Source organism: Ruegeria meonggei, assembly GCF_900172215.1.
GTDB lineage: Bacteria > Pseudomonadota > Alphaproteobacteria > Rhodobacterales > Rhodobacteraceae > Ruegeria > Ruegeria meonggei.
This window is the reverse complement of sequence record NZ_FWFP01000001.1, coordinates 51,484-76,846: the sequence shown is the minus strand read 5'-3', so window position 1 is coordinate 76,846 and position 25,363 is coordinate 51,484. Positions and strand designations below refer to the sequence as shown.

Genomic DNA, 25,363 nt, shown 5'->3' with positions numbered 1-25,363 from the left:
ACCCAATTGTGAACCTTTGGTTACACCGCTGCGTCAGAAAGCCGGGCCAGGGATTCGTCGCGCCCCAACACCAGCATCATGTCAAAAACCGAAGGCGTAACGGCCCGACCTGCCAAAGCAGCGCGCAATGGCCCTGCAAGCTTGCCGAACTTCAATCCTTTTGCGTCCGCAAAAGAATTCAGAGCTTCCTCCAGTTCGCTTCGCGTCCAGCTAGCATTTTGCACGTGCGGCGTCAATTCACTCAGTATACCATCGGATACAGAGTTAAGCGCTTTCGCAGCTTTCTCGTCGGGATCTATTGGGCGGGATGCCAGTGCAAAGTGAGCTTTTTCAAGCAGTTCCGGAAAAGTCCGAGCCCGATCCTTGAGGCAATACATCGCACGTTCCAGATCACCAGATTGTGTGTTCGTCAGGGCCGGCAGGTCGGCCGCAGCCAGATACTCCTCGATCTCCTGCCGCAATGCGGCATCGTCCGAGACTGCAATGTGCTGTCCGCACAGATTCTCGAGCTTTTTCAAATCAAATCGGGCAGGGCTTTTGCCGATTCCAGCCAAATCGAACCACTCCTTGGCCTGATCATCTGTAAAGAATTCATCATCGCCATGGCTCCAGCCCAGTCGCGCCAGATAGTTGCGCATACCGGCAGCGGGGTACCCCATGGCCTGGTATTCCTGCGCGCCCAATGCGCCGTGACGCTTGGACAGCTTTTTGCCGTCCGGCCCATGGATCAACGGGATATGGGCCCAGACCGGAACGTCCCAGCCCATGGCCTCGTAAATCATCATCTGACGGGCGGCGTTGTTCAGGTGGTCGTCGCCTCGGATCACATGGGTCACACCCATATCGTGGTCGTCGACGACGACGGCCAGCATGTAAACCGGCGTCCCGTCCGACCGCAGCAGGACCATGTCATCCAACTGGTCATTGCGGATGCTCACATCGCCCTGCACCTGATCCCGAATAACTGTCGTACCCTCCAGCGGGGCCTTGATGCGGATGACAAAAGGCAAATCTGGATGGGTCGCGGTATCGGCCTCGCGCCATGGGCTGCGGAACAGGGTTGATTTGCCATCAGTCCGGGCCTGTTCGCGGAAAGCCGCGATCTCGTCCTGGGTCGAGTAGCACTTATAAGCCTTGCCCTCGGCCAACAGCTGGTGCGCGACCTCTGCGTGACGCTGGGCGCTTTCGAATTGACTGATGACTTCCCCGTCGTGATCCAGACCCAGCCACGCCATGCCTTGCAGAATGGCGGCTGTTGCCTCAGGGGTTGAACGCTCGCGATCCGTGTCTTCAATCCGCAGCAGGAACTTGCCACCACGACCCCGAGCGTAAAGCCAGTTGAACAGCGCGGTGCGTGCACCGCCGATATGCAGAAAACCGGTGGGCGAAGGGGCGAAACGGGTGACGACCTGATCGGACATTGTGTGGATTAACCTTTTGGTAACCGTGTCTGGCATAGTTTGGCGCCTGTCTAACGAGCCCGAAGGACGGGGGCAACCATGCGTGTTCTGGCACGGGTCGAGGCCGCGTTACTGAACCAGACAGGGTACATGTTTCAGTGGTCTCCGGTGTGCCTGTCAGTTGGTATCGGCCTATACTTCAGCCTCCGGTTCGAGCCGGAGTGGCAGGTCTATGCCTGCCTAGGTGTTCTGGCTGCCGCCACCGCCTGGGTTGGCCGCGCTGCACCGTCTGGCTGGGCGTCGTTGGCAACGGGGGGTGCGCTGATCGCTGCCGGGTTCATCCTGGCAGGGGCGCGGGCCCATACGGTGGCAGAGCCGGTTCTGTCATGGCGCTATTACGGCCCGGTCGAGGGGCGGGTTGTAGCCATGGACCGGTCTGCATCGGACGCGCTGCGGGTGACGCTGGACCAGGTACGGATTGGGGATGTGCCATTGGACCGCAGACCGCAGCGCGTCCGGCTTTCCTTGCATGGCGGGCCGGTCTCTCTGACGCCTGGTCAGCGGATTATGACAACTGGACATCTATCGCCGCCGCAAGGCCCGGTTGAACCCGGAGGGTTTGATTTTCGCCGACACGCCTGGTTTCAGCGTTTGGGTGCGGTCGGGTACACACGTGTCCCGGTGGTGACAATTGCATCGGCGCAGGGTGAAACGCAGGGGGTTCGGATTACGGCCTGGCGGATGGCGATCTCGGACCGGGTACGGGCGATCCTGCCTGGAGAGGTCGGTGGCTTTGCTGCCTCCGTCACAACAGGTGACCGCAGCGGCATGGGGCAGGAGACGCTGACATCTCTGCGAGCGTCCAACCTTGCACATTTGCTGGCGATTTCCGGGCTGCATATGGGGCTGCTGACAGGGTTCGTCTATCTGACCTGCAGGCTGGTCCTATCCGCCTTTCCCGCGGTTGCGTTGCGCATGCCGGTGCGCAAACTGGCGGCGCTGTGCGCCTTGGGGGCCGCGGTCATCTATCTTTTGCTTTCTGGCGGGAACGTCGCGACAGAACGTGCCTTTGTGATGGCCAGCGTTATGTTGGGCGCTATCCTGATCGACCGAAGGGCGATATCCCTGCGCGCGGTCGCTGTTGCCGCGCTGATCGTATTGATTTTGCGACCAGAATCTCTGTTAAGCCCCGGATTTCAGATGTCATTTGCAGCTACAACTGCGCTCGTCGCGGTGTTTGGGGCGCTGCGCGAGTTTGGGCCAATGCCCGGGCCGAAATGGTTGAAGCCTGTGACCGGATTGCTAATGTCCTCGGCCATTGCCGGGCTGGCGACCGCACCGATCGGGGCGGCACATTTCAACACGATGTCCCATTACGGGTTGCTGGCCAATATGCTTTCAGTACCGGTGATGGGCGCTGTGGTGGTGCCATCCGCCGTGGTGGCCGCGCTTTTGGCACCCTTCGGTTTAGAGGCGTTGGCGTTGAACGTCATGGGCCTCGGGTTGAAATGGATCCTAGGCGTTTCGGAATGGGTGGCCGGGCTGAACGGTGCTCAGGGTTACGTGGTCAGCCCGCCGCATATGGTCTTGCCCCTATTCGCGCTTGGTGCCTTGTGGTTGGCGCTGTGGCGGGGACGGGCGAAGTGGATCGGCCTTGCACCGGTTGTGGCAGCTTTCTTGCTGTGGGGGCAGGGACAGCGTCCTGAGGTTCTGATCGCGGATTCGGGCGGGTTGGTAGGTGTCATGACGGACAAGGGCCGGGCGCTCAGCAAGAAAAAGGGCAGCGGGTTCATTGCCACCGTCTGGCTGGAAAATGACGGTGACGGGGTAGATCAGATCAAGGCGGCAGGTCGATGGCCGCAGGGTTCGGACTTTGTTCAACGGTATGTCTGGCAGGGGAAAGAATTGATTCACATCACTGGAAAACGTGCCGCCAACGGCTTTGACGAATGCCGTGCCGATCAGATCGTCGTCTCTGCGGTTGCGTTGGAATTACGCGGGGAATGCGGTGTATTCGACCCTGATCTGCTTATGAAAACCGGAAGTCTGGCTTTGACCGATGGGCGCGTAACAACCAGTCGGGAGACTATCGGCAACAGATTATGGTCCCCGGTTTCCCCCGCGGACCACAAATTCAAACGGGATCAATAGCTGCGGATCAAACCAACCAGTTTGCCCTGCACTTTGACCTGGTCTTCTGGCAGTACTCGGGTTTCATAGGCGGGGTTGGCGGCCTCAAGCGCGATGGCATTGCCGCGGCGGAAAAATCGCTTGAGCGTGGCTTCTTGGTCTTCGACCAGCGCGACAACGATGTCTCCGTTATCTGCGACCTTGGTTTCACGGATCACCACAACATCGCCGTCATTGATGCCCGCATCGATCATCGAATCGCCGCGTACCTCAAGCGCATAGTGATCCCCTCGGCCAGAGACCATGCTACCCGGCACTGCAACGCGGTGCGATACGTGGCTGATCGCCTCGATCGGAACCCCAGCGGCGATGCGGCCCATCACCGGCAATTCCAGCGCATCCACTGTAACCGGGTCAAAGTTGGCAGGTCGCGGTCCTTCGGGCTTATCGCCGTCGATTACACGCGGTTTGAACGCAACCGTGGGCTCACCCCCCAGACTTTCAGGCAGTTTGACAATCTCAATCGCGCGGGCGCGGTGAGCTAGGCGGCGGATAAAGCCGCGCTCTTCCAGCGCGGTGATCAGGCGATGGATGCCAGACTTAGAGCGCAGATCCAACGCTGCCTTCATTTCGTCGAAACTGGGCGGAACACCGTCCGCCTGCACGCGTTTGTGGATGAATTCCAACAAATCCAACTGTTTCTTGGTCAGCATTGCTCACACCTCGTCGGTTATGCGTTTTCTTTTGTTCTACGCATGTTCACGTTTTGTGTCAATGGATTTGCGCCGGACCTAAATCGGCAAATACTGCACTTCATCCCCGGCAAGGCGCGCAGGGTCGTTGGGTTCCCGCACCAATAGCGCGTTGGCCTGTGCCAGAACACTGAGCAATGAGCTGTCCTGATCGTCGCATACACGAATGCCCGTATCATTCAGAATGGCGCGCATGTAATGTTCACGCGGCCCGTTCTTGTCGATGGGCTCGGCCAGTCGGGCACGTTGTAAAGGCGTCAGAGCCTGCGCAATCCCCAGCATCCGTCGCACCATAGGCACCAGGAAGAGATAGCCGCAAACCATTGCACTGACAGGGTTTCCTGGTAAGCCGACCATCGCCGTCTTACCCAAACGCCCAGCCATCAAGGGTTTTCCCGGGCGCATCCTGATTTTGTAAAAGGACCGCTCCATCCCCAGTCCCTGCGACACCTCCGAGACCAGATCATAGTCTCCGACCGACGCCCCCCCGATGGTAACCACCAGATCGGCGCCCTCGGCCAGTCCAAATGCCGTTTCCAGCGACGCGACAGTATCTTGGGCAATGGGAAGGACGCGAACCTTGGCACCAGCTTTTTCAAGCAAAGCCTTGAGGCCAAAGGTATTTGAAGCAATGATCTGATCCGGGCCAGGGGTTTCACCCGGTAAAACCAATTCATCCCCGGTTGAGATCAGAGCGATCACCGGCTGCCGCGCCACCGGCACTTTGGGAATGTTCATTGCTGCTATCAGCGCAACATCCTCGGGTCGCAGGCAGCGGGGGGCGGTGATCTTGGTACCGCTGACAAAGTCAACACCAGCCGAGCGAATATTGGATTTGGGGCCGGGCGTATCGGTGATCGTCAACAGATCACTACGTTGCTCGGTATCTTCTTGAATAACAACAAAATCTGCACCTTCTGGCACTGGCGCGCCAGTAAAGATCCGAACAGCCTGACCGGGGCCGACTAAACCTTCAAACCGGCGACCTGCGGCGGCCTCGCCGATGACCTTGAACATGGCGTGCGGCTCAACTTCGGAGGATTTGACGGCATATCCATCCATGGATGAGGCCGCAAAAGGCGGTTGATCCCTGGTCGCAACAATATCCTGTGCCAGAATTCGTCCAGCGGCGTCGGCCAGCCTGATCGCCTCGGATTCCAGCGGTGAGACGAGATCAAACAGCAGAGCACGGGCGTCTTCGACGGTTATCATTTCGCCTCGTAACGCCCTGATTTTCCGCCGTCTTTCAGAAGGACGCGGATGCCACCGATTTCCATGCCTTTGTCTACAGCCTTGGTCATGTCATAGACTGTCAGAGCAGCGGTAGAGACCGCAGTCAGCGCCTCCATTTCAACACCGGTCTGCCCCGAGGTCTTGACGGTGGCCTCGATCCGAACACCGGGCAAATCGGGATCCAAGGACAATTCCACCGCAATTTTAGTAACCGGCAGAGGGTGGCAGAGCGGGATCAGATCAGGCGTCTTCTTGGCCCCCATAATGCCCGCAAGGCGCGCAACACCCAGAACATCGCCCTTTTTGGCACCACCTTCTGAAATTAAATCAAGGGTTTCCTGTGCCATCTTGATGTAACCGGTAGCCACGGCCACGCGGTCCGTTACGGCCTTGCCCGAAACGTCGACCATATGGGCCTGACCCTGAGAGTCAAAATGGGTCAGCGGCATCACATCACTCCGGGGATCAGCGGATTGGCCAGCAATTGGCGTGTGGCTGCTGCCACATCATCCTGACGCATCAGGCTTTCGCCAATAAGGAAACACCGCGCGCCATAGCGGGCGATGTCGGCCAGGTCCTCGGGGGCGCTCAACCCGCTTTCACAGACAATCGTCCGGTCGCCAGGCACGAGTTTGGACAGCCGGCGCGTTGTATCAAGTGAGGTCTCGAACGTTTTCAGATTGCGGTTGTTTATTCCGATCAAAGGACTTTTTAGCTGTGTTGCGCGGTGCAGCTCGTCCTCGTCGTGAACTTCGATCAGAACATCCATTCCCCATTCAAACGCCGTGTGTTCCAGCTCTGCCGCCTGGCTGTCTTCGACAGAGGCCATGATGATCAGAATGCAATCCGCGCCCAACGCGCGCGCTTCGACCACCTGATAGGGGTCGTACATGAAATCCTTGCGCAAGACCGGTAGCGAACAGGCGGCGCGGGCTGCAATTAGGTAATCCTTGGCCCCCTGAAAGCTGGGAGTGTCGGTTAGCACAGAAAGGCAGGCGGCTCCGCCTTCTTCATACGCCTTGGCCAGCATCGGCGGATCGAAATCCGGACGGATCAAGCCTTTGGACGGGCTGGCTTTTTTAACCTCAGCGATCAGGCCGTACCCGCGGCGTGTCGCTGCCTGCAGAGATTGCGCAAAGCCGCGCAACTCTGGGGCGTTGCGGGCTTCATTCTCCAACGTTTCCAGAGATTTCTGCGTCTTATCTGCCGCAACTTCTTCCAGCTTATAGGCTTTGATCTTGTCCAGTACCGTCTCGGTCATGCGGCCTCCTGCGTAATTCGGGCCAGTGCGGCGATTTTGTCTTTGGCGTTGCCGCTGTCGATGCTTTCGGCGGCTCTGGCGACGCCGTCTTTGAGGTCGCTGGCCACATCTGCAACCACCAGGGCGGCCGCAGCATTCAGCAACACCGCGTCACGATAGGCCGACGCTTGGCCGTCCAGCAGGGCGCGAAAGGCCACGGCGTTTTCTTCTGGTGTGCCGCCGATGATATCTTCGAACGGGTGAACCGGAAGCCCGGCATCTTCGGGGTGCAACTCAACTTCTTTCACCGCGCTGTCTTCCAGCGCCGCGATCCAGCTGACGCCGGTAATGGTCAGCTCATCTGTTCCGTCTGATCCGTGCACCAGCCAGGCGTGTTCGGCTCCAAGCAGGCCCAATGTCTCGGCCATGGGGCGGATCAGATCACGGCTAAATGCACCGGTCAGCTGACGCTTGACGCTTGCGGGATTGGTCAACGGGCCGAGGATGTTGAAAATCGTGCGAGTCCCAAGCTCTTGTCGGGAGGGCATAACATGCGCAATGGCCGGGTGGTGCATCGGAGCCATCATAAAGCCGATCCCCACTTCTTTCAGTGCTTTTTCAACAGTTTGCGGGCCGACCATTACGTTGATACCCAACTGTCCCAGCGCGTCAGCGGCACCGGATTTTGAGCTGAGATTGCGGTTGCCGTGCTTGGCAACGGTAACGCCTGCGCCTGCGACAACAAAGGCCGTAGCGGTCGAGATGTTCAGTGTACCCTTGCCGTCGCCGCCGGTTCCGACAATGTCCATCGCACCTGTCGGGGCCTGAACAGCATTGCACTTTGCGCGCATCACGGCGGCGGCGGCGGCGTATTCGTCGACCGTTTCACCCCGGGTCCGCATCGCCATCAACAGCCCGCCGATCTGGCTGGGCGTGGCTTCGCCGTCAAAGAGAATTCCAAAGGCCTGTTCGGCCTCGGCGCGGGTCAGCGGCCGGTCGGCAGCGGCTCCAATCAGCGGTTTCAGAGCGTCGCTCATGCGGGGACTTTCATTTCGGACAGGAAGTTTTTGAGCAGGGCGTGACCATGCTCGGAGGCGATGGATTCTGGATGGAACTGAACGCCGTGAATCGGAAGCTCTTTATGCTGCAGGCCCATAATCGTGCCATCTTCCAGCTCAGCCGTGATCTCAAGGCAATCGGGCAGGGTGTCACGATTGACGATCAAAGAGTGATAGCGCGTCGCCTCGAACGGTGAGGGCAGGCCGGCGAAAACGCCCTTACCGGTGTGGTTCATGGTTCCCATCTTGCCATGGACAATCTCGTGGCAGCGGATGACGTCACCACCAAACGCCTGCCCGATGGCCTGATGCCCAAGGCAGACCCCCATCAAAGGCGTTTTCGTTTCAGCCGCAGCTTCGGTTAGGGCGAGGCAAATCCCGGCCTGATCCGGATCACAGGGGCCGGGGCTGAGCAGGATACCCGCCGGGTTCATGGCCATGGCTTCCTGAACATCTAAGGCGTCATTCCGCCGAATGACCATTTCGGCGCCAAGTTCGCCTAAGTAATGCACCAGGTTGTAGGTAAACGAGTCGTAGTTGTCGATCAGCAGCAGCATTTGGGCACTTGTCTCGGCTTGGGCATTTCGGGCTGGCGATGCAGCCCCGAGCCACGGTATAATGTCGGGACATACATGCTCAGGCTTGCACGGCAGCGTCAAGAGGACATCCCATTCTTGGTGCTGCAGCAAGGGAATACCGCGAAAGACGGCGTGCGAGCGATCGAAGCAGGGCTTAGACGAGAGGCAAAAGTGATGGGCGGATTTCTTGGTGGAATGATCGTGGGGGCGGTCGTTGTGGTCGCGGTGGGAATTGTGCTGTCCTTGAGCGCGCCATTGACCAACACGCCAGAGGTTGCGGTTTCAGCTCCTGAACCTGCGCCGCTTGAGGTGCCGGAAGTGGCCAATGACGCCAAAGATATGGGCAAGGACGCCGATCTGGTCGAACTGGCGCCGCGGGCTCCGGATCCTTCAGATGAAAAGACGGATACGCTGGCTGAACTCGCGGACGTCGAAATCAAGGCAGATGCGCAGCCGGAAATCAACGAGGCTTTAGCGCAGGTTGATACCCCGGACGTTGCCAGTGAGACTCAGGTGACTGTGTCGACAGAAGCCCCTGTCGCGCCGCAGCCCCCCGCGCTGTTGCAGGGTGAAGCGAACGCAGAATCCTTGCCGGAGGTCGCCTTGAACGTGCCCCAGCCCGCCGAGGTAGAGCCCGAGCCGGTGGAGGCGGACCCGACGGCCGAAGTTGCAGAACCTCAGCCCGCGCCCGAGGCGGACACTACCGACGTGTCGGTGGCCGAAGAAAACCCCTTTGAAGACAGCCCGATTGCGGTTGAAGGTGACGAAGATACAGCTCCGCGCAACCTACCCGGTATTGCGGCAGTGCCACAGATCGGGGGCGAAGCAGAGCCCGCCGAAAACCAGACCGTTGGCCAGCGAGTCGTGCCACTGACTGAGCGGGACGACGCTCTGGTCATTGGCGCTGCCGTTGTGCCCGGCAAACCGATCGAAGCCTTCGCGGCCAAGTTTGAGAACCCCGAGGCCAAGCCGCTGATGTCGATTATTCTGATCGACGACGAAGGCGCATTTGGTGCCGAAGCGCTGCAGGATTTCCCGTACCCGCTGAGCTTTGCGGTCAGCCCGTCTGATCCCGCAGCCTCGGAAAAGATGGCCCGGCACCGGGACGCGGGGTTTGAGGTTCTGGCCCTGGCCGATCTGCCCGAAGCCGCCAGCGCGCAGGATGCCGAGGTGTCACTGGCCGTTTGGTTGGAGACCCTGCCAGAAACCGTTGGTATCCTCGAAGGCGTGGATTCGGGAATTCAGGGCAACCGAAAGCTGGCCGATCAGGTCGCCGCAATTGCCGGGGGAACCGGTCGTGGGTTGATCACGCAAGATAACGGCTTGAACACGACGCAAAAATTGGCGGCGCGCAACGGCGTTCCTTCCAGTGTTATCTTCCGCGATATCGACGGCGCCCGTCAGGATCCCAAGATTATGCGGCGGTTTTTGGATCAGGCGGCGTTCCGCGCCGGTCAGGAAGGCACTGTCGTCATGTTGGGACGGTTGCGCCCCGATACGATCTCGGCGCTGCTGTTGTGGGGGCTTGAGGATCGCGGCGGCCGCGTGGCCATGGCGCCGATATCGGCCGTCATGATGCAAGAGGTTCAGTAAAATCTGAACAACGAATATGGCAGCCCCGCTGTGGGCAGCTCCCTTACTAGCTATTCCCAGAGCCCGTGAAACGCGCCGCATCTGCTGCGGCCCGCCGGATGGCGTTCGATTTATGCACGGTTTCCATGTATTCGGCTTCGGGGTTGCTGTCGTAGACAACGCCGCCGCCTGCCTGAATATAGAGCTTGTGATCCTTCACAATGGCAGTGCGCAGGGCGATACACATATCCATGTCCCCGCCTGCGCTGAAATAACCGACACCACCGCCATAGACGCCGCGCTTTTCCGGCTCTAGCTCGTCGATAATTTCCATCGCACGGACCTTGGGCGCACCCGAGACGGTGCCCGCAGGCATTCCGGCAAAGAACGCATCCAGCGCGTCCTTGTCTTCGGCCAATTCGCCGACCACGTTGGACACGATATGCATCACGTGGCTGTAGCGTTCGATGATGAACTCTTCGGTCGGGCGCACGGTGCCGATCTTGGCGACACGCCCGGTGTCGTTGCGGCCCAGATCCAGCAGCATCAGATGTTCAGCCAGTTCTTTTTGGTCGGCCAGCAGATCGACTTCGTTGGCCTTATCCTCTTCGGGTGTTGCTCCACGCGGGCGGGTGCCGGCGATGGGTCGGATCGTGACTTCGTGGCCAAAGACGCGCACCAGAATCTCGGGGCTGGCGCCAACCACCTGAAAGCCGCCGAAGTTGAAGTAGAACATGAACGGCGAAGGGTTGGTACGCCGCAGTGACCGATAGAGTGCAAAGGGTGGCAGCGGGAAGTCGTGCGTCCAGCGCTGTGCCGGGACCACCTGAAAAATGTCGCCCGCGCGGATATAGTCTTTGGCTTTTTCAACCGCTTCCATATAGCCGGATTTGGTAAAGTTCGACACCGGAGGCGCAACCTCGGAGGCGTCACCCAAATCGCGGGTTTCAGCGGGCATGGCGCGTTCCAGATCGCGGACCGCGTCCATCACACGTTCGGCAGCCTGCGCATAGGCGGCCTTGGCGGATTGGCCATCACTGACCCAAGCGGGGGAAACGACCGTCACCTCTCCCTTCACGCCATCCAGAACCGCGATGACCGAAGGCCGCAGCATGATCGCATCCGGCAGGCCCAGAGGGTCGGGGTTCACGTCGGGCAAGTATTCCACCAGCCGCACCATGTCATAGCCCAAATAGCCAAAAAGACCCGCCGCCGCCTGTGGCAGATCGTCGGGCAATTCAATCCGGCTTTCGGCCAGCAGTGCCCGCAGATTAACCATTGGGTTGCCGTCCTGCGCCGAGAACGCTTCGGGGTCGAACCGGGCTGAGCGATTCAACTCGGACACTTCACCCCGGCAGCGCCAAATCAGGTCCGGCTTCATTCCGATGATGGAATAACGCCCCCGGACTTCGCCGCCGGTGACTGATTCCAGCATGAATGCGTCTTTTTGCGCGCCCGTCAGCTTGAGCATTAGCGACACCGGCGTGTCCAGGTCTGCGGCAAGTCGGGTATAGACAACCTGGTTTTCGCCCGCTTCATACGCGCGAGCGAAACTGTCAAAATCGGGGGTCAGGGCCATTTCAGCTCTCGTTCAATAGCTCGACTGCACAGCGTTCAGAGCCCGCTGATCAATCTCGGGGCGGGCGCGGGTCTGGGCGTCGCGCACATAGGCGTCAAATATGTTCTGGGCCAGTGCCTGGTTCAACTGTACCTCAAGCGCTGCCTGGGCCTGACGCAACTCATCAGTCTCGGCTGGGGGCAGTTCTTCGTCCATTCGGACAACAAAGGCCGAGCCAACGCCGGGAATTACGCGTAACTCGCCGGGTTCCATTTCGAACACCTGAGCCATGAAATTCGCAGGCACGTCATCCAGAAACGCCGTGCGGGTCAACGCGTTTTCAACCCGGAAGGGCAGTCCTGTTGCGCTGAAGTCTCCATCTGTCTTCAATTGCGCCAACGTGGTGTTGGCCTGTTTTTCCAGCGCGGTGTTGGTTTCAGCCAGCGTCCAGGCCGCAGCAACACGATCACGCGCGGTGTCCAAAGGTTCGGGGCGACGCGGCAGCACCTCATTCAGGCGCAGGGCAAAGATCGAGCCGTCTTCAAGGAAGGCCACTTCGGGGAAATCCCCTTCGTTTACAGCTTGGGCCGCGGTGCGGAAGCCGTCATAAGCCGCCACGCCGTCTTGGCTTTGGCGGGACCAGTCGATCTGGCCAAGCTCCATATCGGTTTCGCCAACCAGTTCCTCCAGCGTGGCACCGCCAGCAAGCAGGTCGTTGATATCTTCGGCCTGCGCTTCGATCTGGCGGCGGGCGCGAACAGCGGCAAGCTCTTCGCGCAGGGCAGGGGCTGCATCTTCAAACGTGGTGTTGCTTTCAGCCAGCGAGCCATTGATGCGGAACAGGGCAGGCCCAAAGGTCGAAGGCAACGGCCCAACCACAGCGTCCAGATCGGCGTCAAAGACAGCATCGGCCGCCTCGCCCAAATCTTCGCGCGTCACATCGCCCAAGTCGATATCCCGCAATTCCAGCTCGCGATCTCGCACCAGCTGTTCAAAGGTGGTGCCGCCAACTTCAAGCTGCGCCATTGCGCTTTTCGCTTCTTCCTCGTTGGGGTAGGTCAGGCGTTCAACCAGACGACGCTCGGGCTGTTGGAACTCAGCCGCACGCTGGTCGTACAGGCTTCGCACGGCTTCTTCGTCAACCTCAACACTGTCCAGCAGCATCTCGGGTGACAGGATCGCATAGGTCAACTGTTTGGTGCGGGGCAGAGTGAACCGGTCAGAGTTGTCGTCGTAATAGGTTTGAATCTGCTCCTCCGTCGGTGCCGGTACCGGGGCGGGCAGGGCGTCAGGGGACAACGTGGCCACGGTAAAGCTGCGCCGCGCGCCTACGTAATCCGTCAGAACCTGAACCAGAGTATCAGGCATCTCGACCCCGCTGACCACGGCGTTTTGCACGATGGTCCGGGACGATTCCTTACGCAGATCCGATTCGAACTGAGAATCCGTCATCCCGATCTGTTCCAGCTGAAATTGATAGGCCTCACGGTCGAAAGTGCCGTTTACACCCTGAAACGCCGGGATGGCGACGATTTCGCGTTGCAGGTTTTCGTCACCGATCGAAATGCCCAGCTCTCCGACCTCATTGTCCAGCGCGGCCAGAGCAGTTAGGCGCGACAAGGCCAACTGGTCCAGTCCGAACTCATGCGCCTGCGACATTTGCAGCGGCTGACCTGTCTGGCTTTCGACCGCCCGGATTTCACGCTGCAGTTCACGAACATAGGCGTCGATCGAGATCGTTTCATTCCCGACATGCGCGACCGTGCGGACGGTGCCGGACAGGCTGGTGGCGCCGAACCCGGCAAGGCCGAGCATCAATAGGCCCATGAGAATCCAGACAAAGGTCTTTGATAGCTTTTTCATGCCTGCGGCCATGGTGCCCTCTTGATTTTATGGCAGGTGACTGCCCTGTCGGTTGCGGCCCTGAATACGATGCACACAGCCGGGGGGCAAGCTTAGAAGGGTAGCGCCTGCAAGCGATCGAACAATTGCCCGATACCGGCACGGTCAAGGTTGGCAAATGCGACCCGAACCTGACGTTTGCCGGCCGGATCATCCGCCGGCATGAACATGGTTCCGGGCAGCAGCAGAACACCGGCCTCGGGCACCATTCGGCGGGCCAGCTGATCCGAAGGGATATCGAACGGGTGTTCGAGATAAGCGAAATAAGCACCCAACCCCAACAACCGCCAGCCCTTGTCTGTCAGACGCGGCAATTGCTCGGAAATTGCGGCGCGGCGGTCCAGGATTTCATCGCGTTCCCCTGACACCCATTGCGACAGGTTTTGCATTCCCCAAAGGGCCGCGAACTGTCCGATCTGACCCGGGCAGATCGCCACCGTGTCCAGGAACTTTTCGACCTCGGACAACAATGCAGCGCTGGTCGCAATGGCGCCAACCCGGTGGCCTGTCAGCCGGTAGGACTTTGAGAAGGAATAGAGGTGGACCAGCGTATCTTCCCAGCCGGGTTGGCTGAACAGATCATGCGGCGGGCCGCCACGGCTGTCGAAATCGCGATAGGTCTCATCAACCAACAAGCGAAGGCCGGTTTCACGGGCCAGCTCATAAAAGGCGCGCACCAGGGCTGCGGGGTACTCGACACCGCCCGGATTATTCGGGGTGACCAGGGAAATGGCGCGGGTTTTGTCGGTGATTAGTGCCCGGGCCGCTTCGGGATCGGGCAACAGATCATCACCGGTTTTCAGGTCCACAGCGTGAACGCCCGCCATATCCAGCCACATTTTATGGTTGAAGTACCACGGCGTCGGCAGGATGACCTCGTCCCCTTGGTCGGTGATCGCAGAAATCGCCGCAGCAAAAGCCTGATTGCAACCCGAAGTGATTGCAACATTTTCCGGTGCAAGGATCGCGTCGTAGTGCTGCCCGATCTGTTCTGCCAGCTCTGCCCGCAGGTTGGGATTGCCCAGAACCGGCCCATAAAGATGCGCTGCATCTTCGGTCACAGCAAACTCTGCAATGGCTTTCCGTAAGGCCAGTGGCGGCGGATCAACCGGCGCAGCCTGGCTGACATTGATCAAAGGCCGGTCGGTTGGAAAAGCCACACCCTCCAACCAGCGCCGCGCCTCCATCACCGGAGGGGCGAAGGTGGCGGCAGTGCGTGTTTGGCTCATGCGTGATCTCTGATTTGAGGTAAAGGCGCGTCAGTCCGTGCCGCGATAGGGTTCGACGTATTGCAGAGCCATGTCCCACGGGAAGAAAATCCACGTGTCTTGACTGACCTCTGTGATGAAAGTGTTGACCATCGGGCGGCCTTTTGGTTTCGCATAGACCGTCGCGAAATGTGCCTTGGGATACATCGCGCGCACCAGTTCCAGCGTTTTGCCGCTGTCTACCAGATCGTCGATGATCAGAATGCCCGTGCCATCGCCCATCAGATCCGCATCGGGAGCTTTAAGAACTTCGGCTTCGCCTTGATCCTGATGGTGGTAGGACCGGACGCTGATCGTGTCGACGGTGCGAATATCCAACTCGCGGCTGACGATCATTGCCGGGGCCATACCACCGCGTGTGATGGCAACAACCCCACGCCAAGCGCCGTCCTCCGGGCCCTGACCGTCAAGCCGCCAGGCCAGAGCGCGGGAATCACGGTGGATCTGATCCCAGCTGATGTGAAAGCCTTTTTCATGGGGCAGGCGGTCTTTGGCGCTCATTGATTAACCCTTTTCAACGTCTGGTGCGTCGACGGCTTTCATGCCGACGATGTGATACCCCGAATCGACGTGCAGGTTCTCACCCGTGACGCCGCTGCTGAGGTCGGACAGAAGATAAAGCGCTGACTTGCCCACTTCATCAATGGTCACGTTGCGGCGCAGGGGCGAGTTATACTCGTTCCACTTCATGATATAGCGGAAATCGCCGATGCCGCTGGCGGCCAGCGTCTTGATCGGACCCGCCGAGATCGAGTTCACGCGGATGCCATCCTTGCCCAGATCCTCGGCCAAATATTTGACCGATGCCTCAAGCGCCGCCTTTGCAACGCCCATGACATTGTAATGCGGCATGACCTGTTCGGCACCGTAATAGGTCAGGGTGACAGCACTGCCGCCTTCCGACATCATCTTCTCGGCGCGCTGCATGACGGCCGTGAAGGAATAGACCGACACATCCATGGTCAGTTTGAAATTGGCACGGCTGGTGTCAACATAGCGTCCGCGCAATTCGTTCTTGTCGGAAAAGCCAATGGCGTGAACGACAAAATCCAGCGTGCCCCATTTTTCTTCCAGCGATGTGAACAGTGCGTCTACTGACGCCTCGTCGCTGACATCGCAGGGCAGAACAATCTCACTGCCCAATTGGGCGGCTAGGGGATCAACCCGTTTCTTCAGCGCATCGCCCTGATAAGAAAAGGCAAGTTCGGCCCCGGCCTCGGACAAGGCGCGGGCGATTCCCCATGCGATTGATTTGTCATTGGCCAGTCCCATGATGAGGCCGCGTTTGCCGGCCATCAACTGATTTGACATGTTTGGTTCTCCGCCTGTCTTCGCATAACGTTGCGTTGGTTTATGCCATTGAATGCGCTGCATCAAGGCCGCGCGGTCTTGCCCGTAGCGGGTTCTCGCCTTAGTGTGGTTAACAAAAGTTTCCAGGGGATGGAAATGAGCGAGCGTGACGGCATTTTCGCCGGCACCGATCCGTTCGTTATTGCGGGGCGGTGGCTGGACGAGGCCAGGGAAAGTGAATCGAATGATCCGAACGCGATCGCTTTGGCGACCGTAGACTCGGACGGTATGCCAAACGCCCGAATGGTCCTGTTGAAAGAGATCGAAGGCGGAGCTTTCGTATTCTATACAAACTATGAAAGTGCCAAGGCTGGCGAACTTGATGCAGCTGGAAAAGCGGCATTTGTCATGCATTGGAAATCATTGCGGCGACAAATCCGTGTTCGTGGTATAATCAAGCGGGAAAATGGGCCGCAGGCTGATGAATATTATGCGTCCCGTTCGCTGAAAAGCCGCCTTGGGGCTTGGGCGTCAAAGCAATCCCAGCCCCTCAGCAGTCGGTCCGCATTGATGGCCGAGGTTGCGAAAGTGACGGCGAAACTTGGGCCGAATCCACCGCGCCCTCCGTTTTGGGGAGGGTACAGGTTAGAGCCTACCGAAATCGAGTTTTGGGCCGATGGGGCGTTCAGGCTTCATGACAGGTTCAGATGGCGGCGGGATCAGGCGGGGTCTGAGTGGCAAGTGCAAAGGCTGAATCCATGACTCTCACGTATCGTGAAATGCAACACGAAGAAAACAAAGGCTTTTTTCAGCTTGAATTTGCGAGCCATTTCCATACACATCGGGGCGTTAACGAATTGGTAATTTTCGTGATGGGAACACCGTGCCAGAAGATCTGAACAACATGTACCGCGTCCATGGACACGTAAAATGGTTCGACCCTGCCAAAGGGTACGGGTTCGTTGTGTCTGACGAAGGCGGCCCAGATATTCTGTTGCATGTGAACGTGTTGCGCAATTTTGGCCAAAGCTCAGTGGCGGATGGTGCGGGCATCGAGATCATGACCCATCGCACGGACCGAGGTGTTCAGGCGGTCGAGGTTATCAGTGTAGACCCGCCTGCACGAGCCGACGCTATGATGCTGGCAGATTTTGCAGAGCTCGACCCGGTTGTGATCGCTGCGGCCCCGCTGGAAGCAGCGCGCGTTAAGTGGTTCGACAAGGGCAAAGGCTTTGGCTTTGCAAATGTTTTTGGTCGTGGAGAAGACGTGTTCTTGCACATCGAGGTTCTGCGTCGCTCCGGCCTTGCAGACCTGCAACCCGGTGAGGCGCTTGCGATGCGCGTGATCGACGGCAAACGCGGGCGCATGGCAGCTCAGGTCATGGCCTGGGAAGCCGCTTTGGACGACTGATTCCTCATGATCCGACTCATTGCAGGTCTTGTTTTTGCAACGATGCTGTGGACCGGACACGTTCAGGCGGCGTGCCTGTTAGATCGCGTCGGGCTTCGCAACGAAACAACGCAGGTAAACTTCGATATCGAACTGGCCGTGGCACCGCAGGATCGGGCGCGTGGTCTGATGTTCCGAGAATCGCTGCCGAAGCGCGCAGGCATGCTGTTCATCTTTGATCCACCGCAGCCGGTGGTGTTCTGGATGAAGAATACCCTGATTCCCCTGGACATCATTTTTGTGGACAGGACGGGCACGGTGACCAGCATCCATGAAAACGCGATTCCCGGTGATCTGACCCCGATTGAAGGCGGCGATTCGGTTTATGCAGTGCTGGAAATCAACGCCGGACTCGCTGCTCGCTATCTGATCACCCCTGGAACGCAGATGCGGCACGAAGTTTTTTCACAAGGTCCCGCAATTTGGCCCTGTTAGGGCTTTTCAAATCAGAACAGCCCCGTTAGGAAGGCGCACGGTTCGGGGCGTGGCGCAGTCTGGTAGCGCACCTGTTTTGGGTACAGGGGGTCGTAGGTTCGAATCCTGCCGCCCCGACCACTTTTCTCCTCACGTAGGTGATCCACCCATATCTCGGTAAAGCGCGCTCAGCGCCTTATCGAGTGTTTTACTCTCGACCGGAACCCGGATCGCCGGGCCGGTTCGCTGAGGGACATTGAAGAACAACTCGGCGTCTACTCGGTAACCTGATCTGGTCTTTGTCGACGTCAGCCTCATGACACTTTCGGGAAGGTCCTGCGGATAGCCATCATAAGTCAGAATCAGAAACGCGGTGGCGTTGGGCGGCAACAACTCTGAACATTCGAAAACCCGATTTCCGGTCTTCTCAAAGCGTTCCGCAGGGCCGTTACAATCCGTCTCAAACGTTTCGAACAGGCGTTTGGGGTAGGTTTCGAACTGGGCACTGCGCGACGGAGGGGGCACATCTTGTGGTGTGCAGGCCACGATAAGGGCCAATACGGGAAGCAAGCGAAACGCATACATTATTCCTGGTACCCTTGATCTATGGCGCCGCACCCGCTGACCTAATTTGGTCGCCCGATGGATGCCGCGTCGATTCTTATCCAGCCTAGCCATCTTAAAGCAGGATTACCAAATTCCGATAACTATGCCGACAAACACAGTTAATCGTTCTCGTGCTTTTTGGAACCAGTTGCAGGGCGCAGTGGATGAACCTGTGGAGGAATCGGAACCTAAACTCAGCAGGTTCATGATCACGTCTCGGTCAATACAAAAGATTCCAAAAATGACTGAAAAAGGCCGTTGACGTCATATGGTTGAATACGCCAAGTTGTATAGGCCGAAAGAAATGCCACAAAATCTGGTAGCCAAACCAGAGTAGGGCATAGGGCGAGGGTCGGAAAGCACATCATTTACCGTGCAGCCGTTTGGGCGGTTTCGCGCTGTTAACAGCAGCGCCCGGTCTTTTACGCCCAATTTTTCTGGCACGGCTGCGGGGACACTAACGCGACCTCAATGCCATCGGACAAGTTGATTGAATCTAGGGCGGCGGACATGAAGATTGACAGGAATTTTACCAAACCGGGACAGGATGCATACGCAGATCTGGACTTTGTGACGGCCACGTCCGAGATCCGGAACCCGGACGGCACCATTGTTTTCCGTCTCGATGATATCGAAATTCCTGCCCGTTGGAGCCAGGTCGCAAGCGACGTCATTGCGCAAAAGTATTTCCGCAAGGCAGGCGTCCCGACCAAGCTGAAGAAAGTCAAAGAAAAAGACGTCCCTGAGTTTCTGTGGCGCTCTGTCCCTGCGGAAGGTGCCGAGTTTGATGGCGAAACCTCGGCCAAGCAGGTGTTTGACCGTTTGGCCGGTGCCTGGGCCTATTGGGGATGGAAGGGCGGCTATTTCTCGACCGAGGAAGACGCGCGCGCCTACTTCGACGAGATGCGCTATATGCTGGCGACTCAGCGCGCCGCGCCGAACAGCCCGCAATGGTTCAATACCGGTTTGCACTGGGCTTATGGTATTGATGGCCCGGCACAGGGGCACCACTATGTCGACTATAAGACCGGCAAACTGACCAAATCCAAATCCGCGTACGAGCATCCGCAGCCGCATGCATGTTTCATCCAGTCCGTCGACGATGATCTGGTGAACGAGGGCGGTATCATGGACCTGTGGGTGCGCGAGGCGCGCCTGTTTAAATACGGCTCGGGTACCGGGACCAACTTTAGCCACCTGCGTGCAGAGGGTGAGTCGCTTTCAGGTGGCGGCAAGTCTTCGGGGCTTATGGGTTTTCTCAAGATCGGCGACCGCGCCGCTGGCGCGATCAAATCAGGCGGGACAACCCGTCGAGCAGCAAAGATGGTAATCGTCGATGCAGATCACCCCGATATCGAAAAATTCATCGAATGGAAGGTGATCGAAGAGCAGAAGGTGGCCTCGATCGTTGCCGGATCGAAGATGCACGAAAAGATGCTGAACGGTATTTTCGAGGCCATCCGCACATGGGACGGTGCGCAGGAAGATGCGTATGACCCCAAGAAAAACGACGCCCTTAAAATCGCCGTTCGCGAAGCGAAAAAGGTTGCAATCCCCGAGACTTACATCAAGCGCGTGTTGGACTATGCGCGGCAGGGTCACGACAGCATCGAATTTCCGACATACGATACAGACTGGGATTCGGAAGCATATAGCTCGGTCTCGGGTCAGAATTCTAACAACTCGATCAGGGTGACCAATACGTTCCTGACGGCGGTGAAGAAAGACGCCGATTGGGAGTTGATCAACCGCACCAATGGCAAGGTCGCCAAGACCGTCAAGGCACGCGATCTGTGGGAAAAGGTTGGCCACGCGGCTTGGGCCTGTGCCGATCCGGGTATCCAGTTCCACGACACTGTCAACGAATGGCACACATGCCCCAAAGACGGTGAGATTCGCGGATCGAACCCGTGCTCGGAATACATGTTCTTGGATGACACAGCCTGTAACCTGGCGTCGATGAACCTGCTGACCTTTCTCAAGGACGGCGAGTTTCAGGCCGCCGACTATATGCACGCCTCGCGCCTGTGGACCCTGACACTGGAAATCTCGGTGACTATGGCGCAGTTCCCGTCCAAGGAAATCGCGCAACTATCCTATGATTTCCGCACCTTGGGTCTGGGGTACGCCAATATCGGCGGTCTGCTGATGAACATGGGGCACAGCTACGACTCGGACGAAGGTCGGGCCATCTGCGGCGCGTTGACTGCGATCATGACCGGTGTTGCTTATGCGACCTCAGCCGAGATCGCAGGTGAGCTGGGTCCGTTCAAAGGGTATGAGCGCAACGCCGACCACATGCTGCGGGTCATCCGCAACCACCGCCGTGCATCGCAGGGTGTAACCGATGGTTATGAGAAGCTGGCCGTCAAACCGGTACCTTTGGATCATGGCAACTGCCCGGATAAACGCCTGATCGACCTGGCCATGTCGGCTTGGGACGAGGCGCTGAGCCTGGGCGAAAAGAACGGATACCGAAACGCACAGGCCACGGTGATTGCGCCCACTGGCACCATCGGGCTAGTGATGGATTGTGACACAACCGGGATCGAGCCTGATTTTGCGCTGGTCAAATTCAAGAAGCTGGCCGGTGGCGGATACTTCAAGATCATCAACCGCTCGGTGCCGTCGGCGCTGGAAAAGCAGGGCTATTCCTCGGCCCAGATCGAAGAAATCGTGTCTTATGCCGTCGGTCACGGCAGCATCGGCAACGCACCGGGGATCAACCACACTTCACTGACCGGTCACGGGTTTGGACCGAATGAACTGGCCAAGGTGGACGCCGCACTGGAAAGCGCATTCGACATTCGGTTCGTGTTCAACCAGTGGACGCTAGGAGAAGACTTCTGCACCGGCGTCCTGGGCATCCCGGCGACCAAGCTGAATGACCCGACCTTCGATCTTCTGCGTCACCTGGGCTTTACCAAAGCGGATATCGACGCGGCCAACGACCATGTCTGCGGGACAATGACGCTGGAAGGCGCGCCGCATCTGAAGGAAGAGCATTACTCGATTTTCGACTGCGCCAACCCGTGCGGTAAAAAAGGCAAGCGTTTCCTGGGTGTTGACAGCCACATCACCATGATGGCAGCAGCCCAGAGCTTTATTTCGGGCGCGATCAGCAAAACTATCAACATGCCGAATGATGCCACCATCGAAGATTGCCAGAAAGCCTATGAACTCAGCTGGTCGCTGGGTGTGAAGGCCAACGCGCTCTATCGTGACGGCTCGAAATTGTCGCAGCCTCTGGCCGCGGCTCTGGTCGAGGATGATGATGAGGCGGCAGAAGTACTGGAAAGCGGATCGCCACAGGAAAAGGCTGTAGTGCTGGCCGAGAAGGTCATCGAAAAGGTTGTGGTCAAGGAAATCATCCGCAGCCACCGCGAAAAGCTGCCGCATCGCCGCAAAGGTTATACCCAAAAAGCCATCGTGGGTGGTCACAAGGTGTATCTGCGGACGGGTGAGTTCGAGGACGGCCAGCTGGGCGAGATCTTCATCGACATGCACAAGGAAGGCGCTGGCTTCAGGGCGATGATGAACAACTTTGCCATCGCCGTGTCGGTTGGCCTGCAATATGGCGTGCCGCTCGAGGAATTCGTAGACGCGTTTACCTTCACCAAGTTCGAACCGGCGGGGATGGTGCAGGGCAACGACTCGATCAAAAACGCGACCTCGATCCTGGACTATATCTTCCGGGAACTGGCCGTTTCTTATTTGGATCGTACCGATCTGGCCCATGTGAAACCCGAAGGCGCAAGCTTTGACGATTTGGGTCGCGGAGAAGAAGAGGGCGTATCGAACCTGTCTGAAATCAGCGACAGCGCAGCGTCCAAATCACTGGAAGTGCTGAAACAAATCAGCTCCACCGGGTATCTGCGCAAGCGTCTGCCTCAGGATCTGGCGGTTTTCAACGGCGGACAGGTTGAGGTCACTGGCATGTCGGAAGCTGCACCGCAATTCGAAGCGCCAGTGACGGAAACTGCAGTTGCAACCAGCATGGATGCACGGACCAAGGCCAAGATGCAGGGCTATGAGGGCGACCCTTGTGGCGAATGCGGAAACTACACTCTGGTGCGCAACGGCACCTGCATGAAGTGCAACACCTGCGGCTCAACAAGCGGGTGTAGTTAAGAAATTGAAGGTTGGGGACCAGTGCGCCAACACTGATCCCCGGCTTTTCCCCCGCTTTACCAGTGCGGGCGAGGGATAAACCGACTCGGTTCGAAAGACCGATGGAAAGGAGAAAACACGTAAGAGTTCGGCAATCAATGACGCGCTGCCAACCCACAGGAAATACATGAGTTGTCCTCAACTCACCTGTGGATAAGGAGGGACTGAATATGTCTCGACGTAAGAACTCGGAAGTTACAAGTGCTAAGGCTGCATCTGCCGCAGCTAAAGTGCTTCGTAACCCGAAGTCCTCCAAAGCTGCCAAAACGGCAGCGGCGTCGGCGCTCACACAGCGGCCGAACAAGAAGAAGTAAGTTCTTCTCATTAGCGCCCCGGCAACCCGGGGCGCAGGGGTCGGAAGCTGCCACAGTTACCGGCCCCGACGAATACGGATCAAGGCGCAGAGACTTACCTTCGATGCCTTGGTCCACTCGGCCGACATGCCCGTGTTGGCCGGGAACAGGGTGGGGCGGAATATATGCTCTTTCCCACTCTTTCACGGAACGGGTGCGCTCGTTCCATGCGACGTCCAGGCCGCAGGCAAACAAAACACCGGGCGGTCAACGAATGGAGCCTGGATGGCGAAACTGACAGGGGGCCTCGGCCCCCTTTCTTTTTGCCCGCCCTTTGTAGCTATTTAGGCAACGCCTTGCCGGATCGTTCCTATCCCGTCGGGCAAGAACCGCCGAACGCGGATGGGGGAATTTTGCCCAGCGGCCAACCGCAGACGCGACTCTGTCAAACACGCGGAGATTGGCGCGAAAACTTCGGGTTCCCGCAATGCGGGTGACACCGGCGGTGTTGCGGTGTTTTTGGTGCCTGTCCGGACAGGAAATACACAAACTTAATCAGGAGGCATCACAATGAAACCGAAGACTCTGGCCACACTCTCTGTACTTGCTTTTGGACTGCCAGCGCTGGCCGTTGCGCAATCGTCGGCTGACACCAACGGAGACGGGGTTCTGACGATCGAGGAAGTGCAGGCTGTTGTACCCGAAGTTGACGCAGACGGATTTTCGCTGATGGACGCCAACGGCGATGGCGCGTTGGATGAGGCAGAGATTGCTGTTGCGCAGGAAGCAGGTTTGCTACCGTCCACCAACGGCTAACTGCCCTTGAATCAGGAAAGCGGCCAGAGCGATTCTGGCCGCTTTTTCAAATTACTATCAAGAGAGGTGGATGTTGAATGCATCGCGCAACTTTGCGTCCAGCATCGGGTCAAAACGGGCCGGGGACGGCGTTGACAGGATCTCTTGTTTCCGTTGGATCGCCTTTTCGATCAGATCCGGCTTGCCAAGTTCCACCCATTCCTTGGGGGATGCGCGGTCACCGAAGGTTGGATAGACATAATCCGCCTGCATCCGGCTTAGCGTTGCATCCGTTCCCAGATAGTGACCGGGTCCGTCCATGCAAACTTCGGCCATCTGATCCAGCGCCAATGTCTCATCCGTCACTTCGATCCCACGTACGCAGCGCAGTGCCTGACCGATCAGATCATCGCTGAGGATCAGGCTTTCAAAGCAAAAACCCAGCAGTGAAGCATGCATGCCCGCTGCTTCATACACCATGTTCAGGCCAGACAGCCCGGCCATGACGTTCGAACACATCTGTTCCCAACCGGCCTGCATATCCGGCAGTTTCGAATCAGACGCACCGGCAGCAGCCCCACCCGGAAGATCGTAGAACCTGTGCATCTGAGCGCATCCCGAGGACAGCAAAGCCTGTTCCCCCGACCCGATGGACATCGCCCCCGTGCGCAAGTCCAGCCCGAAGGGCCAAGTGCCAAAAACTGCGGGCGCACCGGGGCTTACAGCGTTTACATAAACCAGACCAGCCAGGCATTCCGCTGTGGCCTGGGTGATCGCACCGGCAATGGTCGAGGGTGCCGTTGCTCCGGCCATTCCGGCAGAAAGCAGCAGAACCGGCATTCCGGCCTTGATGCACAGTTCCATCACCTCGCAGCTTTCGGTCGCAAACTTCATTGGCGGTACGACAAAACAGTTCGAATTCGACATGAACGGGCGTTCCCGCCATTTGTCCTCACCCCCGGCAATCATGTGGAGCATTTCGATTGCAGGGCCGACATGGCTGGGTTCGGTGAAGGAGGTGCCGATATGTTTAAACGTGCCAGAGGTGGTGGCATAGACCGTGTTCAGATCCATCTCCAGGTTGTCTGCGATGTCACGACAGACCATAGGTCGTTGAACAAAGTGAATATTTTCAAGGTTTTCGCAGATACGTGACGCGTCATGCAAATCCTGTACTGTCGAATCCCGGTATTCCCGCCCGTGAACGTCCACCATGCTGACAGCTGCACCAGCAGTGCCGTAGTGAACTTTGGTGCCGGACAATTCCAGATCGGTTTTACCGTCCCGGCTGTGCAAGGTGACGGACCTGTTTGCCTTGGCCAGCGTATCTTCGACCAAAGCGCGAGGAAATCGGATGCGGCCATCATCGCCCAGAATGCAGCCAACACCCGTCAGGTAGTCGATGCCGCTTTGGGGCGCATCTGCTAGCCCGATGGTTTCAAGCGCGGTTAGTGCCGCCTCGTGGATACGTTCGATCTGCGCCTGTGTCAGGACATTCAGAACTCCGCCTTCCATGCCGGGGCGGATGGGGCGCAAATGTTCTGGCAGGGCCGAGGCACGGGCCGCACGGCGCGCGGCGCGTCCACCGCTGCGAGGTGTATTACGGGGTTGGTCGTTCATGGTTTGGATTCCGGGTGTAGACGTGTCTTTCAGG

21 protein-coding genes and 1 tRNA gene are annotated in these 25,363 nt (G+C 58.3%); 8 read left to right on the top strand and 14 right to left on the bottom strand.

Translation table 11 applies throughout. From position 1 onward, the window contains the following. Positions 1-20 precede the first annotated feature (20 nt). Positions 21-1,421, bottom strand: coding sequence for a glutamate--tRNA ligase (gltX, locus tag RUM8411_RS00360; RefSeq protein ID WP_085820660.1), 1,401 nt, complete (start codon positions 1,419-1,421; stop codon positions 21-23). 78 nt (positions 1,422-1,499) lie between these two features. Here gltX and RUM8411_RS00355 point away from each other — a divergent pair, with 78 nt between their 5' ends. Further along, a complete protein-coding gene (locus RUM8411_RS00355) occupies positions 1,500-3,551 on the top strand; it encodes a ComEC/Rec2 family competence protein (RefSeq protein ID WP_085820659.1) in 2,052 nt (683 codons plus the stop codon). Here RUM8411_RS00355 and lexA read toward each other — a convergent pair. The 6 genes from lexA to RUM8411_RS00325 all read right to left on the bottom strand — a co-directional run bounded on the left by lexA (position 3,545) and on the right by RUM8411_RS00325 (position 8,370). Then, complete coding sequence (lexA, locus tag RUM8411_RS00350; protein WP_085820658.1) at positions 3,545-4,243, bottom strand: transcriptional repressor LexA; 699 nt, start codon at positions 4,241-4,243, stop codon at positions 3,545-3,547. The genes RUM8411_RS00355 and lexA overlap by 7 nt on opposite strands. A gap of 78 nt (positions 4,244-4,321) precedes the next feature. Beyond that, positions 4,322-5,494, bottom strand: coding sequence for a molybdopterin molybdotransferase MoeA (locus RUM8411_RS00345; protein ID WP_085820657.1), 1,173 nt, complete (start codon positions 5,492-5,494; stop codon positions 4,322-4,324). After that, on the bottom strand, positions 5,491-5,964 hold the full coding sequence (gene moaC, locus RUM8411_RS00340) for a cyclic pyranopterin monophosphate synthase MoaC (RefSeq protein ID WP_085820656.1): 474 nt from the start codon (positions 5,962-5,964) through the stop codon (positions 5,491-5,493). The genes RUM8411_RS00345 and moaC overlap by 4 nt, the downstream gene beginning before the upstream one ends. After that, the gene (gene trpC, locus RUM8411_RS00335) at positions 5,964-6,776 is read right to left on the bottom strand and encodes an indole-3-glycerol phosphate synthase TrpC (protein ID WP_085820655.1); all 813 of its coding nucleotides are present in this window, start codon (positions 6,774-6,776) and stop codon (positions 5,964-5,966) included. Before trpC ends, moaC begins: the two co-directional genes overlap by 1 nt. Further along, entirely contained in the window at positions 6,773-7,792 is a 1,020-nt protein-coding gene (gene trpD / locus RUM8411_RS00330; protein WP_085820654.1) for an anthranilate phosphoribosyltransferase, read from the bottom strand. The genes trpC and trpD overlap by 4 nt, the downstream gene beginning before the upstream one ends. Then, positions 7,789-8,370, bottom strand: coding sequence for an anthranilate synthase component II (locus RUM8411_RS00325; protein WP_085820653.1), 582 nt, complete (start codon positions 8,368-8,370; stop codon positions 7,789-7,791). The genes trpD and RUM8411_RS00325 overlap by 4 nt, the downstream gene beginning before the upstream one ends. 195 nt (positions 8,371-8,565) lie before the next feature. On the opposite strand from RUM8411_RS00325, the gene RUM8411_RS00320 reads away from it, so the two are divergent. Then, complete coding sequence (locus RUM8411_RS00320; protein WP_085820652.1) at positions 8,566-9,984, top strand: divergent polysaccharide deacetylase family protein; 1,419 nt, start codon at positions 8,566-8,568, stop codon at positions 9,982-9,984. 46 nt (positions 9,985-10,030) lie between these two features. Here RUM8411_RS00320 and trpE read toward each other — a convergent pair whose 3' ends face one another. From trpE to fabI, 5 genes are all read right to left on the bottom strand, one after another. Beyond that, on the bottom strand, positions 10,031-11,542 hold the full coding sequence (gene trpE, locus RUM8411_RS00315) for an anthranilate synthase component I (RefSeq protein WP_085820651.1): 1,512 nt from the start codon (positions 11,540-11,542) through the stop codon (positions 10,031-10,033). Positions 11,543-11,554: 12 nt separating this feature from the next. Then, entirely contained in the window at positions 11,555-13,396 is a 1,842-nt protein-coding gene (locus RUM8411_RS00310) for a peptidyl-prolyl cis-trans isomerase (RefSeq protein WP_085820650.1), read from the bottom strand. A gap of 80 nt (positions 13,397-13,476) precedes the next feature. Then, complete coding sequence (locus RUM8411_RS00305) at positions 13,477-14,652, bottom strand: aminotransferase (protein ID WP_085820649.1); 1,176 nt, start codon at positions 14,650-14,652, stop codon at positions 13,477-13,479. Between the two features lie 30 nt (positions 14,653-14,682). Further along, on the bottom strand, positions 14,683-15,192 hold the full coding sequence (gpt, locus tag RUM8411_RS00300) for a xanthine phosphoribosyltransferase (RefSeq protein WP_085820648.1): 510 nt from the start codon (positions 15,190-15,192) through the stop codon (positions 14,683-14,685). Positions 15,193-15,195: 3 nt separating this feature from the next. Then, complete coding sequence (gene fabI, locus RUM8411_RS00295; RefSeq protein ID WP_085820647.1) at positions 15,196-16,002, bottom strand: enoyl-ACP reductase FabI; 807 nt, start codon at positions 16,000-16,002, stop codon at positions 15,196-15,198. A 135-nt stretch (positions 16,003-16,137) separates the two neighbouring features. On the opposite strand from fabI, the gene pdxH reads away from it, so the two are divergent. The 4 genes from pdxH to RUM8411_RS00275 all read left to right on the top strand — a co-directional run bounded on the left by pdxH (position 16,138) and on the right by RUM8411_RS00275 (position 17,986). Then, positions 16,138-16,743, top strand: coding sequence for a pyridoxamine 5'-phosphate oxidase (gene pdxH / locus RUM8411_RS00290; protein ID WP_085821060.1), 606 nt, complete (start codon positions 16,138-16,140; stop codon positions 16,741-16,743). Positions 16,744-16,864: 121 nt separating this feature from the next. Next, positions 16,865-17,392 carry a cold-shock protein gene (locus RUM8411_RS00285; protein ID WP_085820646.1) on the top strand — a complete coding sequence of 176 codons (528 nt, stop codon included), beginning with the start codon at positions 16,865-16,867 and terminating at the stop codon, positions 17,390-17,392. Between the two features lie 6 nt (positions 17,393-17,398). After that, positions 17,399-17,866 carry a DUF192 domain-containing protein gene (locus RUM8411_RS00280; RefSeq protein ID WP_085820645.1) on the top strand — a complete coding sequence of 156 codons (468 nt, stop codon included), beginning with the start codon at positions 17,399-17,401 and terminating at the stop codon, positions 17,864-17,866. Positions 17,867-17,909: 43 nt separating this feature from the next. Beyond that, positions 17,910-17,986, top strand: a tRNA-Pro gene (locus tag RUM8411_RS00275). A 9-nt stretch (positions 17,987-17,995) separates the two neighbouring features. On the opposite strand, the gene RUM8411_RS00270 is transcribed toward RUM8411_RS00275, so the two are convergent. Then, positions 17,996-18,430, bottom strand: coding sequence for a hypothetical protein (locus RUM8411_RS00270; RefSeq protein ID WP_085820644.1), 435 nt, complete (start codon positions 18,428-18,430; stop codon positions 17,996-17,998). A 531-nt stretch (positions 18,431-18,961) separates the two neighbouring features. On the opposite strand from RUM8411_RS00270, the gene RUM8411_RS00265 reads away from it, so the two are divergent. Beyond that, on the top strand, positions 18,962-22,582 hold the full coding sequence (locus RUM8411_RS00265) for a vitamin B12-dependent ribonucleotide reductase (RefSeq protein WP_085820643.1): 3,621 nt from the start codon (positions 18,962-18,964) through the stop codon (positions 22,580-22,582). Positions 22,583-23,484: 902 nt separating this feature from the next. Continuing rightward, the gene (locus RUM8411_RS00260) at positions 23,485-23,730 is read left to right on the top strand and encodes an EF-hand domain-containing protein (RefSeq protein WP_085820642.1); all 246 of its coding nucleotides are present in this window, start codon (positions 23,485-23,487) and stop codon (positions 23,728-23,730) included. Between the two features lie 57 nt (positions 23,731-23,787). Here RUM8411_RS00260 and RUM8411_RS00255 read toward each other — a convergent pair whose 3' ends face one another. Next, positions 23,788-25,329 carry a trimethylamine methyltransferase family protein gene (locus RUM8411_RS00255; protein WP_085820641.1) on the bottom strand — a complete coding sequence of 514 codons (1,542 nt, stop codon included), beginning with the start codon at positions 25,327-25,329 and terminating at the stop codon, positions 23,788-23,790. Positions 25,330-25,363: the final 34 nt, after the last annotated feature.

What these genes read in the sequence shown, in the direction of transcription:
- gltX (WP_085820660.1), bottom strand. Translation starts at nt 1,421, where the DNA reads ATGTCCGATCAGGTCGTCACCCGTTTCGCCCCTTCGCCCACCGGTTTT.
- RUM8411_RS00355 (WP_085820659.1), top strand. Translation starts at nt 1,500, where the DNA reads ATGCGTGTTCTGGCACGGGTCGAGGCCGCGTTACTGAACCAGACAGGG.
- lexA (WP_085820658.1), bottom strand. Translation starts at nt 4,243, where the DNA reads ATGCTGACCAAGAAACAGTTGGATTTGTTGGAATTCATCCACAAACGC.
- RUM8411_RS00345 (WP_085820657.1), bottom strand. Translation starts at nt 5,494, where the DNA reads ATGATAACCGTCGAAGACGCCCGTGCTCTGCTGTTTGATCTCGTCTCA.
- moaC (WP_085820656.1), bottom strand. Translation starts at nt 5,964, where the DNA reads ATGCCGCTGACCCATTTTGACTCTCAGGGTCAGGCCCATATGGTCGAC.
- trpC (WP_085820655.1), bottom strand. Translation starts at nt 6,776, where the DNA reads ATGACCGAGACGGTACTGGACAAGATCAAAGCCTATAAGCTGGAAGAA.
- trpD (WP_085820654.1), bottom strand. Translation starts at nt 7,792, where the DNA reads ATGAGCGACGCTCTGAAACCGCTGATTGGAGCCGCTGCCGACCGGCCG.
- RUM8411_RS00325 (WP_085820653.1), bottom strand. Translation starts at nt 8,370, where the DNA reads ATGCTGCTGCTGATCGACAACTACGACTCGTTTACCTACAACCTGGTG.
- RUM8411_RS00320 (WP_085820652.1), top strand. Translation starts at nt 8,566, where the DNA reads ATGGGCGGATTTCTTGGTGGAATGATCGTGGGGGCGGTCGTTGTGGTC.
- trpE (WP_085820651.1), bottom strand. Translation starts at nt 11,542, where the DNA reads ATGGCCCTGACCCCCGATTTTGACAGTTTCGCTCGCGCGTATGAAGCG.
- RUM8411_RS00310 (WP_085820650.1), bottom strand. Translation starts at nt 13,396, where the DNA reads ATGGCCGCAGGCATGAAAAAGCTATCAAAGACCTTTGTCTGGATTCTC.
- RUM8411_RS00305 (WP_085820649.1), bottom strand. Translation starts at nt 14,652, where the DNA reads ATGAGCCAAACACGCACTGCCGCCACCTTCGCCCCTCCGGTGATGGAG.
- gpt (WP_085820648.1), bottom strand. Translation starts at nt 15,192, where the DNA reads ATGAGCGCCAAAGACCGCCTGCCCCATGAAAAAGGCTTTCACATCAGC.
- fabI (WP_085820647.1), bottom strand. Translation starts at nt 16,002, where the DNA reads ATGTCAAATCAGTTGATGGCCGGCAAACGCGGCCTCATCATGGGACTG.
- pdxH (WP_085821060.1), top strand. Translation starts at nt 16,138, where the DNA reads ATGAGCGAGCGTGACGGCATTTTCGCCGGCACCGATCCGTTCGTTATT.
- RUM8411_RS00280 (WP_085820645.1), top strand. Translation starts at nt 17,399, where the DNA reads ATGATCCGACTCATTGCAGGTCTTGTTTTTGCAACGATGCTGTGGACC.
- RUM8411_RS00270 (WP_085820644.1), bottom strand. Translation starts at nt 18,430, where the DNA reads ATGTATGCGTTTCGCTTGCTTCCCGTATTGGCCCTTATCGTGGCCTGC.
- RUM8411_RS00265 (WP_085820643.1), top strand. Translation starts at nt 18,962, where the DNA reads ATGAAGATTGACAGGAATTTTACCAAACCGGGACAGGATGCATACGCA.
- RUM8411_RS00260 (WP_085820642.1), top strand. Translation starts at nt 23,485, where the DNA reads ATGAAACCGAAGACTCTGGCCACACTCTCTGTACTTGCTTTTGGACTG.
- RUM8411_RS00255 (WP_085820641.1), bottom strand. Translation starts at nt 25,329, where the DNA reads ATGAACGACCAACCCCGTAATACACCTCGCAGCGGTGGACGCGCCGCG.